Source organism: Nostoc piscinale CENA21 (assembly GCF_001298445.1).
GTDB classification, from domain to species: Bacteria; Cyanobacteriota; Cyanobacteriia; order Cyanobacteriales; family Nostocaceae; genus Nostoc_B; species Nostoc_B piscinale_A.
In genome coordinates this window covers 6,945,019-6,962,776 of record NZ_CP012036.1, presented here as the reverse complement: position 1 = coordinate 6,962,776, position 17,758 = coordinate 6,945,019, and the positions used below count along the sequence as shown (strand labels likewise).

The 17,758-nt window shown below is 41.1% G+C and carries 13 protein-coding genes and 1 pseudogene; 8 read left to right on the top strand and 6 right to left on the bottom strand.

Annotated elements, in window-relative coordinates:
* Window positions 1-42 precede the first annotated feature (42 nt).
* Window positions 43-1,140: pseudogene (locus ACX27_RS29930) on the bottom strand (aliphatic sulfonate ABC transporter substrate-binding protein).
* A gap of 958 nt (window positions 1,141-2,098) precedes the next feature.
* On the opposite strand from ACX27_RS29930, the gene ACX27_RS29925 reads away from it, so the two are divergent.
* Window positions 2,099-2,509, top strand: a complete 411-nt coding sequence (locus ACX27_RS29925; protein WP_062297891.1) for a four-helix bundle copper-binding protein — start codon at window positions 2,099-2,101, stop codon at window positions 2,507-2,509.
* Window positions 2,510-2,649: 140 nt separating this feature from the next.
* Here ACX27_RS29925 and ACX27_RS29920 read toward each other — a convergent pair whose 3' ends face one another.
* Together ACX27_RS29920 and ACX27_RS29915 are read right to left on the bottom strand one after the other, a co-directional pair.
* Window positions 2,650-3,771, bottom strand: coding sequence for an aryl-sulfate sulfotransferase (locus tag ACX27_RS29920; RefSeq protein ID WP_083468877.1), 1,122 nt, complete (start codon window positions 3,769-3,771; stop codon window positions 2,650-2,652).
* A 104-nt stretch (window positions 3,772-3,875) separates the two neighbouring features.
* Entirely contained in the window at window positions 3,876-4,913 is a 1,038-nt protein-coding gene (locus tag ACX27_RS29915) for an NADP(H)-dependent aldo-keto reductase (protein WP_062297890.1), read from the bottom strand.
* Window positions 4,914-5,175: 262 nt separating this feature from the next.
* On the opposite strand from ACX27_RS29915, the gene ACX27_RS29910 reads away from it, so the two are divergent.
* Window positions 5,176-6,174: an isopenicillin N synthase family dioxygenase gene (locus ACX27_RS29910; protein ID WP_062297888.1), complete on the top strand. Its 999-nt coding sequence runs from the start codon at window positions 5,176-5,178 to the stop codon at window positions 6,172-6,174.
* A 49-nt stretch (window positions 6,175-6,223) separates the two neighbouring features.
* On the opposite strand, the gene ACX27_RS29905 is transcribed toward ACX27_RS29910, so the two are convergent.
* Together ACX27_RS29905 and ACX27_RS29900 are read right to left on the bottom strand one after the other, a co-directional pair.
* Window positions 6,224-7,447 carry a glutathione S-transferase family protein gene (locus ACX27_RS29905; RefSeq protein ID WP_062297887.1) on the bottom strand — a complete coding sequence of 408 codons (1,224 nt, stop codon included), beginning with the start codon at window positions 7,445-7,447 and terminating at the stop codon, window positions 6,224-6,226.
* A gap of 2 nt (window positions 7,448-7,449) precedes the next feature.
* On the bottom strand, window positions 7,450-8,103 hold the full coding sequence (locus tag ACX27_RS29900) for a class I SAM-dependent methyltransferase family protein (protein WP_062297885.1): 654 nt from the start codon (window positions 8,101-8,103) through the stop codon (window positions 7,450-7,452).
* A 144-nt stretch (window positions 8,104-8,247) separates the two neighbouring features.
* On the opposite strand from ACX27_RS29900, the gene ACX27_RS29895 reads away from it, so the two are divergent.
* Window positions 8,248-8,685: a HEPN domain-containing protein gene (locus ACX27_RS29895; RefSeq protein WP_062297883.1), complete on the top strand. Its 438-nt coding sequence runs from the start codon at window positions 8,248-8,250 to the stop codon at window positions 8,683-8,685.
* A gap of 122 nt (window positions 8,686-8,807) precedes the next feature.
* On the opposite strand, the gene ACX27_RS29890 is transcribed toward ACX27_RS29895, so the two are convergent.
* On the bottom strand, window positions 8,808-10,454 hold the full coding sequence (locus ACX27_RS29890; RefSeq protein WP_235526427.1) for a vanadium-dependent haloperoxidase: 1,647 nt from the start codon (window positions 10,452-10,454) through the stop codon (window positions 8,808-8,810).
* A gap of 1,124 nt (window positions 10,455-11,578) precedes the next feature.
* Here ACX27_RS29890 and ACX27_RS29885 point away from each other — a divergent pair.
* From ACX27_RS29885 to ACX27_RS29865, 5 genes are all read left to right on the top strand, one after another.
* Window positions 11,579-13,207, top strand: a complete 1,629-nt coding sequence (locus tag ACX27_RS29885) for an FAD-dependent oxidoreductase (protein ID WP_062297882.1) — start codon at window positions 11,579-11,581, stop codon at window positions 13,205-13,207.
* Entirely contained in the window at window positions 13,204-13,602 is a 399-nt protein-coding gene (locus ACX27_RS29880; protein WP_062297880.1) for a 4Fe-4S dicluster domain-containing protein, read from the top strand. Before ACX27_RS29885 ends, ACX27_RS29880 begins: the two co-directional genes overlap by 4 nt.
* On the top strand, window positions 13,553-14,659 hold the full coding sequence (locus ACX27_RS29875; RefSeq protein ID WP_235526426.1) for an ABC transporter substrate-binding protein: 1,107 nt from the start codon (window positions 13,553-13,555) through the stop codon (window positions 14,657-14,659). Before ACX27_RS29880 ends, ACX27_RS29875 begins: the two co-directional genes overlap by 50 nt.
* Window positions 14,660-14,736: 77 nt before the next feature.
* Window positions 14,737-16,347, top strand: coding sequence for an FAD-dependent oxidoreductase (locus ACX27_RS29870; RefSeq protein WP_062297877.1), 1,611 nt, complete (start codon window positions 14,737-14,739; stop codon window positions 16,345-16,347).
* Between the two features lie 102 nt (window positions 16,348-16,449).
* Entirely contained in the window at window positions 16,450-17,715 is a 1,266-nt protein-coding gene (locus ACX27_RS29865; RefSeq protein ID WP_062297875.1) for an MFS transporter, read from the top strand.
* Window positions 17,716-17,758: the final 43 nt, after the last annotated feature.

Genomic DNA, 17,758 nt, shown 5'->3' with positions numbered 1-17,758 from the left:
ATTGCTGCCACAGTTTTTGCAAAACCCAGGGTTATCCATCTGCTAATTTTTAGCCAGCACTTCTTGAGGAGTAATTTCCACATACTGTTCTGGAGTTAGAAAGCCATCTCTGACATTTACCTTCTTCGGTATTAGCCCCAAGCTATACCACTTATCAGCGACTTCCTGTTGTTTATTAATAATTTTCTCGGTAATCGGTACTAGCGCAAAATCATATTTACTGTGCATGATTTCTAAAGTGGATGAATCAAGTTGAGTAGCTTGGGCAAGTAATTGAGCAATTTCTTGAGGATGGTTTTTTGACCAAACTTGTGCCTTATGCAGTTCTTCAAGAAAAATTTTGATAACTTCTGGGTTTTCTTGATAAAACTTGCGGTTTGTAGAGTAAAAATTGTTAGTATCTCGCAAGCCGTTACCACCATCTACCAAAACACGCCCAGTTTGATTTTGAACATTTCTTGTAACAAATGGTTCCCAGATAAACCAAGCATCTACTTTACCTTGCTAAATGCCACATTTGCATCTGGAGGTGGCAAATAAACAGATTCTACATCACTAAGTTTTAGTCCTGCTTTTTCTAAAGCTCTCACTAAAAGGTAGTGACCAATCGATGCTTTTTGAAAAGCTACTTTTTTACCTTTTAAATCTTTAACACTTTGAATAGGAGAGTTTTTCGGAACTAGCAGTGAAACTGATTTACCATCATTAGAATTAGCAGCTAAATATACCAAAGGCGCACCAGCAGCTTGCGAAAAAAATAGGAGGTGACTCAGCTGTAGAAGCAATATCCAGTGCGCCTGCATTTAACGCTTCTAATTGTTGAGGCCCAGCAGCAAATTCTGGCCATTCTACTTTGTAACCTAGAGGTTTTAGTCTTTCTGCTAAAATGCCTTTTTGTTCTAAAACGGCGAGGGCTGTCAGTTGTTTAGAACGAACGATTCTGACTACTTTATTACTACTAGCTACATTTGATTTAGATGAAGTTGCTTGTTGCTGATTATTATTTCCAGGACTGCAACTCAACAGTGATGTAGACAAGACTAAGCTATAGCCAAAAGCAAATAAGGCGTGACGACGAGTGATGCGTAGGTTTAGTCTAGATTTAAATTTATTGTTAAAATCTTGTATGTATCGACTCATATTTTAATATCAGGCTATTCAAAATTCCAATTCTCAAATTGAGTAAAAAAGGTGGATAAACCACCTTTAGTAAGCGGAGGTATACTGTGGCTAAAACTTTTGGCTCAGGAAGATTACCTTACTAAGAGGATGTCTGAAAACTTTTTGGTGTTGAATTAAAGACTTGTAGATCCCCCTAAATCCCCCTTAAAAAGGGGGACTTTAACTCTGGTTCCCCCCTTTTTAAGGGGGGGGCTAGGGGGGATAAAGTGCAATATTTAATACTTCTCAAATATCCTCTAAGGTTAAGTCTTCATTCAGTATTCAATTGCCAATATCACTTGATAATCTACTGACAAATTAAAGTTAACTACTGTAAGTCGGTAGGATTTTAGATGTTTTAGTAATATAGTAGTTTTACATGGTTATATATAAAAAGCAAGTAGGTTTTGAAAAAAAGTCAAAACTAACGTTAAGTAACCTATTCAACCTTTTGCCAAAACTAGCACTAACTCTGGCTAAGTCATGAAATCTTGACATTAGGTAATTTTGAGAAATTATACTTATGGCATTTTTGCGACTGAGGCGTTTTAGCAAGGATGGATATAGCTCTAGTGTTTGCTAGATAAGGCTTTGATGATTTAAACGCTAGAAAGTAAAAGTAATATTATGCCTTTACTGTTTTCCACAACTTAGGCAGCAAAAATCAAGTTAATTGAGAGTTAATTATAAATATTGCAGAGATAGCTGACACCGATAAAGTAATCGAACAGAAGAATATAACCCTTTAAGGGATAAGGATTTCAGTCAATTAGCTGCTCATCAAATATTTAAAAACTGCTTAATTTACTTGAAGTACATAGATATAGTGTCCTTGAAATTGCTGGAATTGAAGAACATATTGATTTTCCAAAAATAAAGTTTTACCTTGCTAATTAGGTCAGCCACACCTTACAAGGACAACACCAAGGAGACTTTTATGATGATGGAAACTGAATCTTTACTCGCTGAAATGGAAGCTTGCAAGCAAATCTGCATTGAATGTCAAAATACCTGTATTGACACACTTAAGTACTGCAAGAATCAGAATAGTCAATACATAGATATGACAGTGCTTACCATGTTGCGAGACTGTGCAGAAATGTGCATGATGTGCGTCAACATGATTAATGATGGTTCTGAGTTCATGGGGAATACCTGTAGTTTGTGCGCTCAAATTTGCGATCGCACCGCAATGGTTTGTGAAAAGATGAGTAGCAATGTCACAATAATGCTGTGTGCAGCTATTTGTCGCAAGTGCGCTCAAAGTTGTAACGCAATGGGACTCAATTCTGCTTCTTATTTCCGTAGGTCAAGTTTAGTGTCAGCAGATGCACTACTGTCTAACTAATTAACCTTCAAGATTGAGTATCTTCATTTATCACAGACAATTCATTACTACTTAAACCCATATCTTGCCTTACTATTTTTAGTGATTCGCCACCCAAAAAACTTTGTGGGTGGCGATAAAATTCATAAAATTCTTTTGAACTACAGCCAAGGCACTTCTTCAGGCGCATAACGAAAAGCGCGAAAGACTGAATTTTGCTCTCCACGCGCCACTGCTGACTTATCGTCCAGATTTCGTGCTGCAAAGTGAGGATTGATATATTCCCAGACAATCTCTCCTGAAACTGTCACCTCAAATATCCGACCGTAAGCACCTTCTGTAATTAAAGTGTTGCCGTTAGGTAGACGCTGTGCGCCTGATATGTATGAACTGAAGAAGTTTTGAGGTGGGTTGTCGGTGTATTCCCAAACAATCTCTTTAGTTTGACGACTGACTTCAATCACACGCGAGAAATTCAGCGCAGTATGACGGCGATGTGCGCCATTGTCAAAAATCAGGATATTGCCATTAGCTAATTCGTTAGGAAAGTGCTGTTGTGCTAGTATGTCATCTCCAAGTGTCCAGATAATTTCTCCTGTGTTGCGATCGATAATTGCGACAGTAGAGATGTTACGAAAGCTGACTATAATATTGCTGTCAGCGAGTTCACCTACAGTATTGCCGTGAGTCCATTCGTGTCGTTGGTCTTGGGGTGTGATAGTAAAAATATCTGGGTCTAGATGTTCGTAGGCGTGCCAAGTCCAAACAATTTCACCCCCAGGTGTAACTTCGTAAAGCACATCAGCATAGATGTCACCGTCTGCTTCTGTTCCCGCTACACCGCCTTTGATATCGGGAATCAAAGACTGAGGTATCTTTTCAATGGCTAATAAAATTGTGTTCCCGTTGCGAAGTCTGCGTCCATCGTGATGATGATCTGGATGTTTATACTCCCAGATAATATTTCCCTTGGGATCTGCTTCTAAGACAACTCCACCTTTAAAAGCATCCCACAAAAGAAAACGCGGCGGAATTTCTGGGGTTTTACCGTTATAAAAAAGATTCCCGTTAGGTAAGAGATAACCATATAAACCCGGAGGATAAGGTAAATTCCATTGATGTACAATATCTCCTTCCAGGTTGAGAAGATAGACTTCTCCATTACCTGTAAGTGGTGTGAAAAGTGTATAACCCTTATATACTTTGTCTGGGTTATAAGCTTTTAAACCAGTACCACGGCGACGGATAGTATTTTGATCAACTGATGCTGTTGCGATCGTCATAATTGTAAATAGATATGATGAATTTTGTACACTGATAATGTATTTGGTATTTTCAGATCCCCGGCTTTTTAAAGAAATCGGGGATCTCGCAACACAATCTATTTTTAGGGTGCTGGATTTGGATATTGAGTATGAACTGCGTCTATTTCTGCCAGAATTTCTTTGTCGAGAACTACATTGATGCTTTCTATATTTTCTTTGAGTTGCTCTAGTGTGGTAGCACCAATAATTGTACTTGCAACAAACCAACGACTCCGCACAAATGCAATAGCTAATTGAGCAGGGCTTAGTTGATGGCGTTGAGCTATTTCTACATAAGCGGCAACTGATTTATTGACATTTGGCTTTAAATATCGCTGACCAAAGTTTTCAAACAAAGTAACTCTTGCTTTTTCTGGTTTACCGTTGAGATATTTACCAGTTAAATAACCAAATCCCAAAGGACTATAAGCGAGTAGAGGAACGTTTTCGTAATAAACTGCTTCTGCAAGTGCGCCATCAAAAACTCGATTGAGTAAATTATAAGCATTTTGAATCGAGACAACTTTTGGTAAATCAAATTGTTTAGCTGCTTGGCTAAATTGGACAACTCCCCAAGGAGTCTCATTACTTAAGCCAATATAGCGAATTTTACCGGCTTTAATGACATCAGCAAAAACTTCTAGCTGTTCAACTATAGGAACTGTTTCCTTTAATTGAGAGGGGTCAAACACTGTTTGTCCAAAACGTGGAACATAGCGGTCAGGCCAATGGATTTGATATAAATCGATATAGTCTGTCTGTAACCTTTTGAGGCTATCATCCACCGCTTGCTTGATATTATCTCTGTCAATTGCTTTGGCTCCATCACGCAACCATTTAAAACCGCGACCAGGCCCCGCAATTTTAGTAGCAATTATGAGTTGTTCTCGCTGTTGATGTTTTAACCATTCTCCAATATAACTTTCGGTGAAGCCATAGGTTTCAGCACTGGGTGGTACTGGGTACATCTCAGCCGCGTCAATGAAGTTCACTCCTTGGCTAATTGCATGATCTAGCTGCTGGTAGGCTTCTTCTATAGTATTTTGTCGCCCATAAGTCATTGTACCAAGGCAAATTTCCGAAACTTGTAAGTCACTATTTCCTAATTGGTTATATTGCATACTTTGGAATATTTTTATTGTTCAGTTTTGGTTACTCAATAATTATTACTTATGCTGAAAAATTTTTTAATTTTTAGAGTAACTGAGGATTATTTAAATAATACTACGGTATGTTTATCCAATTAAGTGTTTTTGCAATAAAATTAACAAAAACATTTCTTTTACTGCTTAACAACTTTTAGCGATCGCCATCCTCAAAATTCTGCTTTCAACATCATTTATTGTGTAGTCTAGTTATTAGTCTCAGCACAACTAATAAAGCATGATAAACTCACACGTTCAAGTTCCCATAATTGATATTAATGCGCTGGTTTCCCAAACTAGCAAATCTTATTCTGTAATGGCAGAACAAATTAGACAAGCATGTCAAGATTACGGCTTCTTCTATATCGTCGGACATGGAGTAGACGAACAATTACAAAAACAATTAGAAAATCTCAGCCAACAATTTTTCGCACAGGATGAAGACACTAAACTGCAAATTCGGATGTCTCTTGGTGGTAAAGCATGGCGAGGATATTTTCCTGTAGGAAATGAATTGACATCAGGTAAACCAGACTTAAAAGAAGGTATTTATTTCGGTGCAGAACTAGAAGACAACCACCCATTGGTGAAAGCTGGTACACTAATGCACGGTCGCAACCTTTTTCCATCCAATATTCCCCAATTGCGAGAGACAGTGCTGGAATATATGCACTTAATGACTCAACTCGGACACAGGCTAATGGCTGGTATCGCTTTGAGTTTGGGATTAGAAGAATCTTACTTTGCAGACCGTTATACACAAGACCCATTAATATTATTTCGGATTTTTAATTATCCTCCTAATTCATCATCTCAATCTCAATGGGGCGTTGGCGAACATACAGACTACGGAGTATTAACTATTCTCAAGCAAGATAATATCGGTGGATTACAAGTCAAATCAAAGTCTGGTTGGATAGATGCACCTCCTATTCCTAATTCCTTTGTGTGTAACATTGGCGATATGCTCGATCGCATGACCCAAGGACTGTATCGTTCAACACCCCACCGCGTTCGGAATTTATCAACAAGTAATCGCCTATCATTTCCTTTTTTCTTCGATCCCAATTTCAATGTTGAAGTCAAACCCATTGAATTAAACAACGTAGTAGTGAATGATGATAAAAGCGATCGCTGGGATAAAGCCAGTGTTCATGAATTTAGCGGCACATACGGCGATTATCTGTTAAACAAAGTCTCCAAAGTCTTCCCAGAACTACCCCAAACAGTGCTTTAAAATGCTAGATAAAAGTGTCTAACCTTCTGCCTCCTGCCTTCTGCCTTCTTTAATAAACAGAAGCCAAAAGCTTATCTATCGCCGCACGAAACGCCGTTGCTGCACCAGCACTCATGTCACGCGGCGCACAGATGCGATTTCTTAGATATGCAAAAGTAATCGCCCCCACAGCAGCGAAGATAGGATCAACACTGCTATTTTTACCACCAGTTCGACCACCCGGTAAAATTTCGCCATTGCCATGAATGAGATAATCAGCCAGTTGTCGCAGGTGAAAATCAACTGCTTCTTTAACTGTAGTCAAGTCACCATCTACTGCTAAAGCTTGGATTCCCGAATTTTTGATAATATCTGCGATCGCAACTTCTTGATTATCGCTCAACCTCTCAGCCGCTTCCGCGCGATATTGAATATTCTCGCTATCTGCTGCATCTAAAGGTAAGGGATTTCCTATCGGTTCTACACCCCATCGACGACGCAATAGTAAATTGTTAGTAATATTATCCGACTTCACCCGATGATAAGCAGGACGTTGATTTAGTGCATCAAACCAAGCATTAATTCGAGGAAAGCGCGGATTTCCTTTGATGTGATATCCCCGATACACAGGTAAATTAGCCGCCAATCTATCGAGATGGGGGCTATACATAATGTCTACTATGCTAAATGTACTGACAAAGAAGGGGCTGGGATATTTACTCAAAGCTTGCTCAAATTCATCTAACTTCGCCTCAAATTCTGCTTGTAACTTTGCTAACTCATCAGCATCACTGGGTGCTTCTCTCAAAAATTTAAACGCAATCTCTCTAAATCCATTAGTCTCAGCCTCTTCAACTAACTGTCTAGCAACAGCATTTTCCTCTGGATTCTCCGGCAATAATGCAGGACTAGGAAACTGTTCTTCTAAAGCCAAGAGAATATCTTTAGATTCATACACCAACTTCTCCTCAATTTTTGCAGCTGGGACAAGAGTTGTAGGAACCAAATCTGTATACCACTTGGGTTTATTGCTTAAATCAATAAACTCCGTTGCAAAAGGAATTTCTTTTTCTTCCAATGCAAACCAAACTCGTTCACAAAAAGGACACCAAGAATTAGTATCTCGGTACAGTAAGACTGGCGGTTGAGTGTTTGGGGGAAGTTTATGTAAACTGCTGGGTATTGGTGCAGTAGAAGGTGATTGTCCTGGTCTTTTTACTCTACGTGCAGAGGTATTTTTTCTAGCAGTTTCTAAAAGTTCTTCCCAAGTAGATAATGTGTTTTGAATAGCCATTATTACCTCGCTTTACTAGGAACGCCCGAAAACACAAATAATTGTTGCTCTTTGGGTTGGGGTAAATGTTTACCCTTGTATTGATGAATGCCTACACCCATGTCACCCGTAGCTGTGAGTTTGAAGTTAACTTCTGCAAATCCAGACGTACTTAAAACTTTTCGTACATTCTCAGAATAGGGAATACCGTTAGAGTGTCCGCGAGTCCAGATAACAAAAGCACCAGGTTTACTCAGAAAACTCAGGTTATCTAATAAGCGATTGAGTTCTGCTTCAGTCAGATTGCCAAAGACACCACAAGCAATCACAATATCTGCTGGTACTGCACCTACATAATTATTGGCGATCGCAGCATCACCATTGATAAACTCAATTTGCTTGGCTAAACCCAAAGATTCTATAGTTGCGCGTCCACGTTCAACTAATTGGGGGTTGAGTTCCACAAGTCTTGCATATACGTCATTTCTCCGAGGGTGATTTTCCAATGTTCCTAATAAATCTCGTCCATCACCCGCGCAAACACTCACTATCCGAATAGCTCCATCTGGGGAAGCTTTCAAGCTATATCCAATAAATTCCCGCACGATTTCTAGACGCTGCTGCAATCTAGGCTCAGTCTTGTAGAGGTCGTGCCATTCATACCAATCTTTTGGCATAAGGGGTGATTCCCGTTTAATGCACACTGTACATCTACAAAATACGGTTAACTTATCGAGTAACCGTATTTTGTGAATGAAAGCAGAGTATCACAGATATTTAGATAAAATCAAGTCTTATTTTGTAGTCATAATGTATAAAAAATGAACGAACAAGAGAAGTGGAATTATATCAATACGTTAGAGGAAGAGTTGCTTCTGGGTGGTGTAATTCTTTCTGAGTGGTCAACTTTTCTTGCTAAAGATGCTGAATTAGCGTTCTGTTCAGGAGCTAATTTAGCTGCGATTTTAGCAGCACAAGCTGCTATTGAATCTCATTTAAGGTATGTGTACTTTGATCCAGTTCAGACAAAAGGATGGGGTTTATATCATCTTATTGAAAATGCAGGATTACCGAATGATTTGAATAACAGTTTGCATAAACTTAGAAAATATAGAAATCAGTGGGTGCATGTTGAATACCCGACTCAAGATGATCATCTTCTGGAAAAACCAGAATATTATGAAGAAGAGCTAGAAGAGATGGCAAAACTAGCAATAAAGTCTATGCTGCGTGTGCTTTACATAGATCAATTCTTATAATTGGTTGCGTAGTCATTAACCAATATACCAAGCCTAGTTCTTCATAAAATTGCCCTATGAAAGCAGTTACTCCACTTATGAGTTCTCAAGTAAAGCAACTGCTTTCTCTATGCCCAATCGATTTAGACTGTAACTTTCGTACCGTCAAATTTGGTGAAAGTAAAACCGTTAAATTTCTCGTTGTATCCTAGTCTTTCATCTCTGAGTATACTGATTGCAATTTCTTCACCCAAAGCCAAGCCAGCTGCACCATCCGAACGCCAATGGATACCACCGTGACCACGACCAATGTAATAGTTTGTGGCTAATTTATTCAACTCTCCACCGACTGTCAAAGGTGTCCCACTATAGGGAATTAGTTTGGTTGGGTCGCTGGGATCGGGTTCTACAGGATTGGGAAGGATAAAGTTCTCGTCAAAAAAGGCTTTCAACAATGTAGCTTGCACACCAGCAATAGAGGCAGCACCACCAGTGTAGGAAGGATGGAATGGTGCGCCTTCTGGGTAAGCATGGGGTAATAGATAAGTGCCAAATGTGCTAAACGTTCGAGCTAAAGCTGTGGACTTTAAGACCTCAGAATTAATTGGGTAGTTAGTTCTATTGACAATGTTGTTGTAAATCAGTCCACCATAAGCTTCTGGCCGTAAACGTCGATGGACATAATACTTTTGCCAATATGAAGCTCTGATTGCCCGCGAGGGAGCCAAGTTGAGTAAGGCTTGAAAATGTGCTGGTGCAAATGTAGCCGCAGAACCTTGTTGAGTTTTGGAGTTGATATAGGGATTACCAGGATTCAAAGGCGCGTTACTACCACTAAGAATTAAGAAAGCTCCGAAGAACAAAGCCCCACCGATATGTGCTAATTCACCTAGATCGCGAACAGTGAATACAAAACGACGTGTCGGATCATACTTAATGGACTTGCCAGAATTACCGCCATTCTGAACAGTTAGCCATTCATTATAATTAGTTAGGAAGTCATTTTCCCTACCAGCAAGGGCAGTACGAATCAGTGGTGAAATAACCTGAGTGTTGTAAGGAATTTCCCGCAACAGGAATTGAGAAATATAAGGGCCATCTGTCACTCCTGGAGGAGTAACGTATTTTGCTGTTCTACCAGAGCGATCGCGTTTATCAACATAAATAACATTGCCACGAAATAAGGTTTGAGGAGTAACAATACCGTTCTGTTTTGGCCCTCGGAATGAGGAAAGACTATTCAGTTCAGCGATCGCCGCTAAGACATTTTCATCTCTATCAAACCTATGAAAAGGTACATCTCTTAATAAAGCTTGCCAGTAAAGTTCTACTGCCTCTACTGCTTGTTCTGCACTATCTAAAGTTGGTGGTGGCGGAACTGATATCTGGGAAGCGTTGATTCCTTCTAGGCTAACGGCCAAAGGCCCTTGAGGGTTAACTAATTTTCTTGCACCACCTAAGATAATCCTTTCGTAGTCATCTGGGTTCTGTGTTTTTAAAGCCTTAGCCAAAGATTCGTAAGCTTTTAAATCAACTTCACCTCTTTGATTGTGTGGCAATCCTCTAGTATCAGTAGCAATTTTGTTAGGATAGCGTTCCTCATCACCGTTCGTAGGATGCGGTGGGATCTCAATCTGCTGATTATTTTGCGCTGCTTGAATACGCACTTGAAAGGCTCGTTGGCGAAACTTGATATACTCAAAATCTTTAAAACCATTTCTACCCGAAGCAATTTCCTTAGCTTGTACAATATCTCCTTTCTTTGAAGAACCGAAAGGCGAACCAATCATTCCTGCAATAACGCTAGTAGCAGTAAAAAAAACTAGCGTGTCTGAGAAATGAACGTCTATTTACACCGTCTCGTAAAAAAAAATCTACCAAGTCCTTTTCTACTATTACGAGAGTGAGGACTTGTCGTTTCAGTTTGCAATTGTGTATTGTCTTGAGGAGGTTGATGAGAATTGTTATCGGGTTGCATAATGATGAATTTTCGTTGTTAAAGTCTACAATTTTGAGATTGCACTATCAAAAATTAAGCTCTGTCAAACTAATCTCTTAGCAAAGACGCAAAGCAACACCAAGCCAGGGTAGTTTCAACATTAAGTATTGTTAGTAGAAGACAGCTACAAATAAGCACGTTAACCAAACCCTATCTCAAGGATGGGCAAGATGCTCACCCCACAATTGGGGATAATTTATTCTTAGAAATCCCAGACTCTTAAACTAAAACTTTGCAGTCTAGAATCAATAATCAACAGCCTCTAAGGAAGCTTTTCCTAGAGCTTTTCAACTATCTATAGATACTGACTTATGCAGTTCACGATTGACAGCCAAGCTGTTTATCATCAATAGCCAATGCACTGTAAGTAGATAGATTTACTGTACTTAATGATAAAATAGAATTTCCCACAAACATCTGAAAAAAGCAAGATGTCTTTTTCAAAAAAGTCACTAAGCATTTTAATGAGAATAGGACTTACGCAAAAACTCTCTCAAACTCTTACGTCTTCGTGTACTTTGTGTCCTACCCTGCAAGTACTCCTTCGGAGAACTCGGAAGAGTAGCCGCTGACGCGTCTATGCGGTTCGTTCTTCCTTACCCGTGCGTCAGTCCTATTTAGTTCAGTATAAACCGAAGTAGTCTTATATTTAGTTATTCTAACTATTCGTGTATAATAAATTTAGATTTACATATATTTTAATTGCAAATAACTTGAATTTTATCTAATGCTATGCAATACTGCTCAATTAATCACCGTTAAATCGGTCGATGATTAGTATTTTATCGGCAATCATCTGTATTACCTTACAAATAAGTCTTCCAGTCCTTCTCTAAGTTATGCACAGATGAATTTAGCTAGTTATGCCTGTGATTTTAAAAATATGACTGTCTATGAATTAAGGAGTGAGAGCTAGTGAGCGCAAATCAATTAGCGTCTGAGCCATCATTTACTACTGACTCCAATCTAGATTTAGAGGCTGACGTTTTAGTAATTGGCGGCGGCCCGGCTGGTACTTGGGCAGCTTACAGTGCTGCTGCTAGTGGAGCCAGGGTGATTTTAGTAGACAAAGGCTATTGTGGCTCTAGTGGTGCAACTGCCTCTGGTGGAACCAGTGTGTGGTATGTAGCAAACCCTGAGCAACGTGAAACCGCTATGGCAAGTCGAGAAGCTTTAGGAGGGTTTTTATCAGAGCGAGATTGGATGGAGCGAGTATTAGACCGGACTCATGCAAATCTGCATCAGTTAGGTGATTGGGGTTATCCTTTTCCTCCTGACCAGCAAGGACAACCTTATTATCGTTCCCTCCAGCAAGGTGCAGAGTATATGCGTCTGATGCGTAAGCAAATCAAGAAAGCTGGAGTACAAATTCTTGACCATAGCCCCGCTTTAGAATTGCTAGTAGACCAAACAGGCGCAGTAGCTGGGGCAAAAGGAATCCGTCGTCAAGCAGGTGGACACTGGACAGTCCGAGCAGGAGCAGTAATTATTGCGACGGGTGGTTGTGCTTTCTTGAGTAAAGCCCTCGGTTGCAATGTCTTGACTGGCGATGGTTATTTAATGGCGGCTGAAGCTGGGGCGGAAATGTCTGGGATGGAATTCTCTAATTCCTATGCTCTCACGCCTGCATTTGCTTCTGTCACAAAAGGAGCTTTTTATCGTTGGGCTACATTTACTTACGAAGATGGCACAGTAATTGAAGGTGCTGGTTCACAACGGGGACGTTCAGTAATTGCCAAGACATTGCTCACCCAGCCTGTGTATTGTAGCCTCCATGAAACTCCAGAAGAAGTCCGCACTTGGATGCGAACTATCCAGCACAACTTCTTTTTACCATTTGACCGTAAAGGAATTGACCCCTTTACCCAACGCTTCCCAGTAACTCTGCGTTTAGAAGGCACAGTACGAGGTACTGGCGGAATTCGGATTGTTGATAATTCTTGTGCAACTTCAGTACTTGGACTTTATGCGGCTGGAGATGCTGCCACACGAGAATTAATCTGTGGTGGGTTTACAGGTGGCGGTAGTTACAATGCTGCTTGGGCAATGTCTTCTGGCTATTGGTCAGGACAAGCTGCGGCTAACCATGCTCGTCAATTGGGAGACAAGGCTAATAAACGACGAGTGCATTCAATTGGACAGGCGGCTGTTAGTTCTGAGAGTAGTCATACTTTTAATCCGCAAGAGGTTATTCAAGCTACTCAAGCCGAAGTCTTACCTTATGACCGCAACCTCTTCCGTACAGAACAAGGCTTAAGCGATTCCTTAGAAAGATTGCATAGTTTATGGCGAGAAATTCGTGATAGTGCTGCACCCTCTGATAGCCAAGCATTACCAGCCAGAGAAGCGGCAGCAATGGTGGCCACTGCCAGATGGATGTATACTTCAGCACAAGCTAGAACAGAAACTCGTGGAATGCACAAACATCAAGATTATCCGCAACAAGATGCTAACCAAAAATATCGGTTAATTAGTGGCGGATTAGATACAGTTTGGGCAAAACCTGAACAAGAAATCGTTAATCGGGAGTTAGTTGCACTGTGATTGAATTAGTCAGTGAATCCAGGTGTATTAAATGTAATCTTTGCGTCACAGCCTGCCCTACCAATGTATTCGACGCAGTACCAGGACGTGCGCCGAAAATTGCTCGTCAGAGCGATTGTCAAACTTGTTATATGTGCGAACTGTACTGTCCCGTAGATGCACTGTATGTTGATCCCAACGCAGATGAATCAGTTCCAGTGGATGAACAAACTTTGATAGCATCTGGCTTACTTGGTAGTTATCGCAAAAACGTCGGCTGGGGAAAGGGACGCACACCAGCAGCCAAAACTGAGAAGTCGGCTTACTACTATCCCGTTATGCAAGGTAGCAGCAATTTACCTACAGATGATCAAGGCAGAATCTTACCTTGGCGATCGCAGCAAAATAATTCGTAATTCCCACTCTATGAATTCCCAAGTAATTGAGTGCAGTTTTCTTCATCGTCTTTTAGTTTCCGTCACAACTGTTGCCCTTTTATTTACTCTTACTGGTTGTACTTCTCAACAAGGCCAGTCTAATAACTCAGCTGTCGCTTCATCTAATACAGGAGCTAATTCGACAACAGCAAAAACCCAGGTTTTGCGAGTTGGTTTTATTAGTTCTGAAAGCAAATTACCAATTGGCCCAGAGGGTTGGGCATTGCAAAAAGGGAAGTTAACTCCGGCGCTCAAAAGCTTGGGCGTGACAGAAGTAAAATTTATTCCCTTTGTAGGCGGCCCAGCACTCAACGAAGCCTTAGTTAGCGGTCAATTAGATATGGGTTTGTATGGAGACACCCCAGCTTTAGTTGGTCGAGCCGCAGGTTTACCAACCCGATTGATTAATCAGACAAGAGTTGGTCAGAATGCTTGGCTAATTACTAGTAAAAATGGTGTAGGCTCAGTTGCACAACTTAAAGGTACAAAAATCGGAGTTGCCAAAGGTACTTATCCGCATCGGTATTTGATGGGTTTGTTAGATAAAGAAGGGCTGGCTAAGGATGTAAAGGTAGTACAAATCCCTGCTGCTGATGCGAAAGCAGCATTAGAAAGAGGACATATTGCTGCTTATCCCTTTGCAATGGGGGCTGGGCCGACATTAGCTTCTCAAGGATTTCCTGTGATTGATCAAGCTAAAGATCATCAGGGATTAGTAGGGACAGGGGTAAGTGTTGTGACAGAGAATTTTCTTTCTCGTCACCCAGAACTACCGCAAAAGTGGAATCAAATGAGACTACAAGCTTTGCAGGAAATCAAAGCTAATCCAGAGGAATTTTATCAGTTTGCGGCACAAGCAAGTGGAAATGTGCCATTAGCGATCGCCAAAGAATCCTACCCAATCAATCTTTATCCCACAGAACCTTTTACACCAGAAGGATTAAAACTCTTAAATTCCACAAAGCAGTTTCTCGCCGAGCAGAAATTGTTGAAATCAGATTTTGATATCAAAGATTGGCAATTCCCCAATCCTTAAAAATGTTTCCATGTTTTGCCTCGCTCTTGGGGAAGTTCTGCCCTTCCCCTTTTCTGACTTTTAAAGGAGTAAATTTCATGACCTACTCTCTTCAAAATGCTTCTGGTGTTAACTTAACCACAGATGTCTTAATTATTGGTGGTGGCCCTGCTGGAACTTGGGCAGCGTGGAGTGCAGCTACTAGTGGTGCAAAAGTCGTTTTAGTAGACAAAGGTTACTGCGGTACAAGTGGTGCAGCTGCCGCTTCTGGTAATGGCGTATGGTATGTTCCACCAGACCCAGAACAACGAGAAGCAGCAATGGCCAGTCGGGAAGCAATGGGAGGTTTTCTGGCAGATCGGCAGTGGATGACTAAGGTATTAGATCGCACCTACGACAACATTAACTCCCTAGCAGATGAAGGCTATCCTTTCAGTGTTGATGTTGATGGCAAAGTTATCCGTCGCTCCTTACAAGGGCCAGATTATATGCGGTTCATGCGGCGAAAAATTAAGCAAGCAGGAGTAAAAATTTTAGACCACAGCCCCGCTTTAGAGTTGTTGCTGGATGCCGAAGGTGCTGTAGCTGGCGCTAAGGGAATTAATCGCCAATCAGGGGAACGTTGGACAGTCCGAGCCGGAGCAGTTGTGATTGCTACAGGTGGCTGTGCTTTCTTAAGTAAGGCTCTGGGTTGCAATGTCCTCACAGGAGATGGTCTATTGATGGCAGCTGAAGCGGGTGCTGACTTCTCTGGGATGGAATTTTCTAATGCCTATGCCATCTCTCCAGCGTTTTCTTCTGTCACCAAGACTCGGTATTACGATTGGGCTTCTTTCACGTATGAAGATGGCACAGTCATTGAAGGTGCAGGTTCAAAGCGCGGTCGTTCAGTGATTGCCAAAACTTTGTTGACTCAGCCAGTGTATGCTCGTCTTGACCAAAACATGGATGAAGAAACAAAAGCCTGGATGCGGTCATCTCAGCCTAACTTCTTTGTACCCTTCGATCGCGCTGGTATTGATCCCTTCACACAAAGGTTCCCTGTAACCTTACGTTTGGAAGGAACTGTACGCGGTACTGGTGGAATTCGGATTGCAGATTATACCTGTGCTACCTCCGTTAATGGACTTTATGCGGCGGGAGATGCAGCAACTAGAGAATTAATCTGTGGTGGCTTCACTGGTGGTGGTAGCCATAATGCAGCTTGGGCAATGTCTTCAGGGTACTGGTCTGGACAATTTGCTGCTAACTATGCGCTGAGTTTGGGAGGAAAGGCCAGCCAGCGCAGTGTACATGGAATAGGGGAAGCGGGATTGCATGGAGATGGTCATCATAAATTCTCCCCAGATGAAGCGATCGCCGCAACTCAAGCTGAAGTTTTCCCTTACGATCGCAACCTTTTCCGCAGTGCTACAGGGTTAAGTGCCTCTCTAGAAAGACTTGATGACCTCTGGCAAGAAATCCGCCATAGCCACACACCAGATGATAGCCAAATTTTGCGATCGCGCGAAGCTGCTGCGATGGTTGCTACGGCGCGGTGGATGTACAACAGTGGTTTGCAACGCCAAGAAACCAGAGGTATGCACAAGCGTATGGACTATCCACAACAAGACCCCAACCAACAATATCGCCTGCTGAGTGGTGGCTTAGATCAGATTTGGGTCAAACCTGAGTCAGTAGTTGCTAACCGAGAATTAGTAACAGCGTAATTAATTATCTTGAGAAAACCTCTGCGTACTTTTGCGTTAAAAAGGCTTTAAACGCAGAGGTACGCAAAGTCAGCGCAGAGTGTGACATTTTTTACTTAATTAATGAAATTACTCTCTCAGTTTAGATTCAAGTTAAATCTTGATTTACCTGCCTTTAGATCCCCCAATTATCGCCTGTACTTTGCTGGGCAAGCATTGTCAATGACAGGTAATTTCATGACACAAGTAACAATTCTCTGGCTGATTTATCAATTAACTGATTCAGCTTTACTGTTGGGGTTAGCAGGATTTTTTGGTCAATTACCAGTGTTTGCACTAGCCCCAATTTCAGGCATTTTAGCCGATCGCTACAACCGTCATCACCTGTTGCTGCTACTTCAAGTTGTAGGTATAACTTTATCTGCAATTCTAACAATCATCACATTTTTGGGTTTGTCAAACTTTTGGACATTGTTAACTCTGAGTGCATTTTTGGGTTTACTGAAGGGTTTAGATGTTCCTGTACGCCAAGCATTTGTTAGTGATATGGTTAGTCGTGAACTGATGGGAAATGCCATTGCGCTAAATGCCGCTTTTCTCAATGGTGCGCGTCTGATTGGCCCTGCTGTTGGTGGAATTTTTATTGCTCAGTTTGGTGCAGGATATTGCTTTCTATACGATAGTCTCAGCTATCTGGTGGCTATTTGGGCAATCTCTGCAATGCAGATTACACATAAAGCAGTAGAAATACACAGTAGTAATACATGGCAGAAGTTGAAAGAAGGATTTCAATATGCTTATCAATTCCTGCCTGTGCGTTCAATTTTGCTGTTACTAGCAGTAGCCAGCTTAGTAAGTATGTCTTACACGACACTCCTACCCATCTTTGCAGTAGAAATTCTGCGCGGAGACTCGGAAACCTTGGGTTTTCTCTCAGCCGCAGCAGCGATGGGATCAGTTTTCGCTTGTGTTTATCTCAGTTTTCGGCAAAATGTAGCAGGTTTAGAGCGTCTAATCGCCTTTTGCCCAGCCATAATGGGAATTGGCTTCATCTTTTTCTCTGTTTCTCAATTTTTCTGGGTTTCTCAGTTAGCTTTGGTATTAGTTGGCTGGAGTTCTACGCTTCAAGTAGCTGCTAGTAATACAGTGCTGCAATTGATTGTCGAAGATAGCAAACGAGGTAGGGTAATGAGCTTCTATGCTATGTGTTTTATGGGTATGGCTCCTTTCGGTAATTTGCTGCTAGGAACTTTGGCACATTACTTTCAAGCTCCAATTACACTGATTTTAGGCGGTATAGTTTGCATCTTGGGTTCGCTGCTGTTCTGTCAACATCTGACGCAAATGGTGAATTTAATTCATTTGAAAACAAAACAGATAGTAAATTAAATTACATAATGTGTCGGAAATAATTCTTTTTTTTGATATGAAG

What these genes read in the sequence shown, in the direction of transcription:
- ACX27_RS29925 (WP_062297891.1), top strand. Translation starts at nt 2,099, where the DNA reads ATGATGATGGAAACTGAATCTTTACTCGCTGAAATGGAAGCTTGCAAG.
- ACX27_RS29920 (WP_083468877.1), bottom strand. Translation starts at nt 3,771, where the DNA reads ATGACGATCGCAACAGCATCAGTTGATCAAAATACTATCCGTCGCCGT.
- ACX27_RS29915 (WP_062297890.1), bottom strand. Translation starts at nt 4,913, where the DNA reads ATGCAATATAACCAATTAGGAAATAGTGACTTACAAGTTTCGGAAATT.
- ACX27_RS29910 (WP_062297888.1), top strand. Translation starts at nt 5,176, where the DNA reads ATGATAAACTCACACGTTCAAGTTCCCATAATTGATATTAATGCGCTG.
- ACX27_RS29905 (WP_062297887.1), bottom strand. Translation starts at nt 7,447, where the DNA reads ATGGCTATTCAAAACACATTATCTACTTGGGAAGAACTTTTAGAAACT.
- ACX27_RS29900 (WP_062297885.1), bottom strand. Translation starts at nt 8,103, where the DNA reads ATGCCAAAAGATTGGTATGAATGGCACGACCTCTACAAGACTGAGCCT.
- ACX27_RS29895 (WP_062297883.1), top strand. Translation starts at nt 8,248, where the DNA reads ATGAACGAACAAGAGAAGTGGAATTATATCAATACGTTAGAGGAAGAG.
- ACX27_RS29890 (WP_235526427.1), bottom strand. Translation starts at nt 10,454, where the DNA reads ATGATTGGTTCGCCTTTCGGTTCTTCAAAGAAAGGAGATATTGTACAA.
- ACX27_RS29875 (WP_235526426.1), top strand. Translation starts at nt 13,553, where the DNA reads ATGATCAAGGCAGAATCTTACCTTGGCGATCGCAGCAAAATAATTCGT.
- ACX27_RS29870 (WP_062297877.1), top strand. Translation starts at nt 14,737, where the DNA reads ATGACCTACTCTCTTCAAAATGCTTCTGGTGTTAACTTAACCACAGAT.
- ACX27_RS29865 (WP_062297875.1), top strand. Translation starts at nt 16,450, where the DNA reads ATGAAATTACTCTCTCAGTTTAGATTCAAGTTAAATCTTGATTTACCT.